The sequence below is a fragment of the Saccharothrix sabaoui genome, assembly GCF_051756985.1.
Classification (GTDB): Bacteria; Actinomycetota; Actinomycetes; order Mycobacteriales; family Pseudonocardiaceae; genus Actinosynnema.
Window position 1 is genome coordinate 1 of sequence record NZ_JBPKJK010000307.1, and the last position, 4,339, is coordinate 4,339.

The following is a 4,339-nucleotide window of genomic DNA, read 5'->3' on the forward strand; positions in this document are numbered from 1 at the left end:
CCGATCTGCCCGGACGCGGCCGTCCCCGGAAATCGTGCGGTTGTCGGTTTTTTCCGGGGGTTCAGCGGTTCGAACGGGCTCAGCCGGAGGCCGGCGCGACCCACTCGAACCGCACCCGGTTCAGGTATCCCGGGAGGTCGCTGAGCACGTACAGCTCGCCGCGCGCGTCGGTGCCGATCGCGCTCGGCTGGGTGGGGAGGTGGCCGATCACGGCGGAGTCGTAGCCGCCGCCGGACCTGGGCCGCACGGCGAACACCCGGGTCGAGCAGTAGTCGCTCGCGACGTAGGTGCCCCACGCCTGCGGCGTCCGGGACCCCCGGTACACCACGCCGCCGGTCACCGAGCAGTTGTCGTTGTAGTGGTCGTACTCGAAGACCGGGTCGGTGTACCGCCCGCCCTCCCGGCACTGCTGCGGGTCGAACACCGGGGTGCCCTCCCGGCAGGACCAGCCGAGGTTCGCCCCGCCCTGCCACGGGCGGATGTGGTTGACCTCCTCGACCAGGCCCTGCCCGACGTCGCCGATCCACAGCGAGCCGTCGACCGGGTCGACGGAGAACCGCCACGGGTTGCGCAGGCCGTAGAGCCAGATCTCCGGCCGCGCGCCCGGCACGCGGACGAACGGGTTGGTGGGGGGCACGCAGTAGGGCTTCGTCCCGCAGGCGCGGTTCACGTCGATCCGCACGATCTTGCCGAGCAGGGTGCCGAGGTCCTGGCCGGCCTTGAACGGGTCGTACGCGTGCCCGCCGTCGCCGAGGGACCAGTAGAGGTAGCCGTCGCGGCCGAACGCCACCTGGCCGCCGTTGTGGTTGCCGTACTCGGCGTGCTCCTGGGTCAGCAGCACCCGCAGCCGCTCGGGCGCGCCGAGGGGCACCCGCGCCAGGGTCAGCGCGCCCGCCGGCAGGCTCGTGTAGGCCACGTAGAGGATTCCGGTCCGGGCGAAGTCCGGCGCGGGCGTGATGCCGAGCAGGCCGCGCTCGTTGTCCGACGGGTCGACCCGACCGGTCAGGTCGAGCACCGGCTCGGCCGCCAGCCCGGTGTCGGGGTGGTAGGCGCGGACGGTGCCCTCCTTCTCCGCGATGAGCATCCGGCCGTCCGGCAGCCCGGTGACCGCGATGGGACGCCGCAGACCGGACGCCACCTGCTCGGACACCACGGTCAGCTCGGCGAGCGGCACCGGAGGGGTGGGGGACGCGCCGGCCGCGGCGCTGCCGCTCACCAACACCGAGGGCAACAGGACCGCGGCCAGTGCCAGGACGAGCAACCTGGCCGGTCTGGCGGCTGGTCCGGCAGCCGGGCGGTTGACGGCCGGGCGGTTGACGGCCGAGTCGTTGACTGCTGGGTCATTTACTACTGGGTCATTTACTACTGGGCGACAACGCTGTCGCGACATGGTCGGCTCCTCGAGCAGGGTGTGGGAGACACGTTCTGGGAGCGCTCCCAACGTACAACGGCTTCCCGAGGACGACCAGCCGCCGTCTCACCCCTCCTCCGGTCGGAGCAGCAGAACGCCGGTCCGCCGAGAGCCCCGGTGGTCGACGATGTCCCGCATGGATTCATTGCAGGTGAGTCGTGCGGTGCTGGGGTCCCCGCGGGCGTCGCGCGTGCGGCGGGCGTTGACGGCGGTTCTGCTGGTCGCCGCCGTGGTGAGCGTGGCGCCCGGCTGGTGGGCGGGTGCGGTGGTGTCGGCGGCACGGCACGTCGTCCGGTTCTGGCCGACGGTGGTCCTGGCGCTGGCGGCAGTGGCATCGGTGGTGGGTGGCCGGCGTCGGACGGTGAGGATGACCCTCGGGCGTCGTCCACGTGCGCCCGGGATTCCGCTTTCGGTCCACGTGGTGCTGCTGCTGGCATCGGCCGTGGCGGTGACCGGTGTCGTGGGTCTGCTCCTGTGGGGTGTGCTGGGAGGGTCGCCCGTCGGCGCGCCCGGCCAGTCGCCGCCGCCCGGTGCGTCGGCGGGGTGGAGCGTCCAGGATCGGCTCGACGCGGTGAAGGTCGTGCTGGCGGTCGTGGGCGGTCTCGGGGCGGTGGTGGCGTTGGCCGTCGCCTACCGGCGGCAACGCCTCAACGAGGTGGAGGTCTACCGCGAGGACGCCAAGGTGCTGCTCGACCGCTTCGGCAAGGCCGCCGAGTTGCTCGGAGCGCCCGGCGCCGCGGTCCGCACCGCCGGTGTCTACGCGCTCGCGGCCCTGGCCAACGACGCGCCCGAGGGGCGGCAGGGCTGCATCGACGTGCTGTGCGCCTACCTGCGGCAGCAGCCCTGGTCGCCCACGTCCGGTGCCGGTGTCGCGCACGATGCCCTTCCTGCCGCGCGCGACGAAGAGAGGACCACGGGGCAGGAGCGGCAGGTCCGGCTCGCCGTCATCCGGCTCATCCGGGACAACCTCCACCTGCCCGACAACGATCCGCGTACCTGGCGCGGCCACGACTTCGACTTCACCGGCGCCGTTCTCGACGGCGGCGACTTCGCCGGCGCGACGTTCACCGGCGCCGGCTTGGTCACCTTCGCCGACGCCACGATCATCGGGCGCTTGTCGTTCGACGGTGCGACGTTCGCCGGTGGGACCGTCTCGTTCGACGGTGCCCGGTTCGTCGGGGGCGGTATCTCCCTCAACGACGCCGTGTTCGCCGGAGGTGTCGTCGACCTGTCGAGGGTCGACCCGGCACAACCACCGGAGATCCACGGACTCCGGTCACCGGCGACCCCGCCGCCCACCGGCCTGCGTGCCCCCGGCGGTCAGGAGTTCCACTCGCCGGTCATCTCGACGTAGTTCTCGCCGCGGACGTCCTTGCCGTCGTACTTGCCGGTGAAGGACGCCGCGGCCTCCAGGTAGCCGCTCCCGTCGGGGTCTCGATCTCCTGGTCCGGGTTCCCGGTGACAGCACATGGCGAGGTTCATCCACGTCCACCGGGCGAGCGAAGTCGGCATCTCGCCCCACTGCCGGTCCAGCCAGGAGGTGCCCCCGACGCGGTGCTCCCGGCCGTCGAGGACGAGCGTTCCGGACGTCCGGACCTCCCGGAGCGCGAACTCGTGGTTCGGCACGCCGTCGACCAGGACGAAGGCACCGGTCGACGCGTGGTTCAGGGCGGGGCCGGTGGGCGTCAGCCGGACGTCGAGGGAACCCCAAGGCGTTTCGACCCGCACCGACTGGTGGACGGCGTCGCCTGTCCAGCTCGGCCACGGTGTCCCGATGTCGAGCTTGCCCCTCGCTCCACCGGTAGTCCTCCGGCTCGACCATCGCGTCGTGGTCCCGGTACCACCCGGTGGTCTTGTCGATCACCGAGAACGTCCAGCGGTACGCGGCCTCGTCCCTGTTCGGGAGGATGCGCGTGTGGACCTGGGGGCCGAACTCCTGGCCGTTCGCCCGCACCGAGCCGGTGAAGTAGATCGAGTCGAACCAGGTGGGCTGGGGGCCGGGCGCGTGCCGGCCCAGGTCGGTCGCGGGATCGACCAGGGCCGGGATGCCCGACGTGGCGGAGTGGGCGGCTGGTGCCGAGGGCGGGGCGTCGTTCGCCCGGTGGTGTCGATCGACGGAGCCTCAGTTGGTTTGCAACCCCGACAAGTTCGTGGTGGTTCGGGTTGCAAACGATGTCATCCCCTGGTGGTGCCCCCAGGGGAGAGCGTCGGCGGCCAGCGGTGCGCGCGCCAGTCGTCCCACGACGCGAACCCGGCCGGTGGGTCGTCGACGGGTTCGCTGCCGTCGAGCTCACCCCGCGTCGGGACCTGGATGACACCGGCCCACTCGGCGAGTTCCTCGTCGGACATGGGCCACGTGGTGTCGGGTTCGTCGGCCTGACGCCGGTCGAGTCGTCTGCGTTGTTCGGCCGGGGACACCTCGAAGTAGTGCATCTCCACGTCCGCGCCGCGGTCGGCCGCCGCCTGCCGCAGCGCAGAGCGCTCGTCCCGACCCCACAGCCCGTAGTCGATCACCACGTTGCCGCCGAGTTCGAGGGTGCGCAGCCCGATCCCGATGAGCCGTCCCTCGATCACGTCGGAGGCCGATCGCGGGTTCTCGTGCCCGTAGAGGGCCTTCACCCACTCGTCCTTCGTGAGGCGGAGCGCGTTGCGCTCGACCTCCACGCGCCGCGCGGCGCTGGTCTTCCCGGTGGCCGGCAGTCCCACCATCAGGAAGAGCGTTGGTCGACCCATCCCGTTCCCCGATCGAGCGAAAGCCCCATCATCACCGATCGCGTGGGTGGGCCGAGGTCGTTGTTCCTTGCAGCTGTTGATCCTGCAACTTCATCGTATACCGAAAAATGCACACTTGGTTCAAGGACGTCCGGTTGTGCCCATCCTCGAACAGGTGAGTGCCCGGACGGTCGGGTGGAAGAGGTGCGGAAGCCG

At 71.4% G+C, this 4,339-nt stretch carries 4 protein-coding genes; 1 reads left to right on the plus strand and 3 read right to left on the minus strand.

The window, feature by feature from the left end:
• Window positions 1–79: 79 nt before the first annotated feature.
• Window positions 80–1,216 carry a PQQ-dependent sugar dehydrogenase gene (locus ACR807_RS41290; RefSeq protein WP_438927005.1) on the minus strand — a complete coding sequence of 379 codons (1,137 nt, stop codon included), beginning with the start codon at window positions 1,214–1,216 and terminating at the stop codon, window positions 80–82.
• A gap of 331 nt (window positions 1,217–1,547) precedes the next feature.
• Here ACR807_RS41290 and ACR807_RS41295 point away from each other — a divergent pair, with 331 nt between their 5' ends.
• Entirely contained in the window at window positions 1,548–2,765 is a 1,218-nt protein-coding gene (locus ACR807_RS41295) for a pentapeptide repeat-containing protein (RefSeq protein ID WP_438927006.1), read from the plus strand.
• Here the strand turns inward: ACR807_RS41295 and ACR807_RS41300 are convergent.
• The gene (locus ACR807_RS41300) at window positions 2,732–3,139 is read right to left on the minus strand and encodes a lipocalin-like domain-containing protein (protein WP_438927007.1); all 408 of its coding nucleotides are present in this window, start codon (window positions 3,137–3,139) and stop codon (window positions 2,732–2,734) included. The genes ACR807_RS41295 and ACR807_RS41300 overlap by 34 nt on opposite strands.
• Window positions 3,140–3,586: 447 nt before the next feature.
• Window positions 3,587–4,144, minus strand: coding sequence for a P-loop nucleotide/nucleoside kinase family protein (locus ACR807_RS41305; RefSeq protein WP_438927008.1), 558 nt, complete (start codon window positions 4,142–4,144; stop codon window positions 3,587–3,589).
• Window positions 4,145–4,339 lie beyond the last annotated feature (195 nt).

Coding starts and splice junctions, on each gene's coding strand:
- ACR807_RS41295 (WP_438927006.1), top strand. CDS start 1,548: ATGGATTCATTGCAGGTGAGTCGTGCGGTGCTGGGGTCCCCGCGGGCG.
- ACR807_RS41305 (WP_438927008.1), bottom strand. CDS start 4,144: ATGGGTCGACCAACGCTCTTCCTGATGGTGGGACTGCCGGCCACCGGG.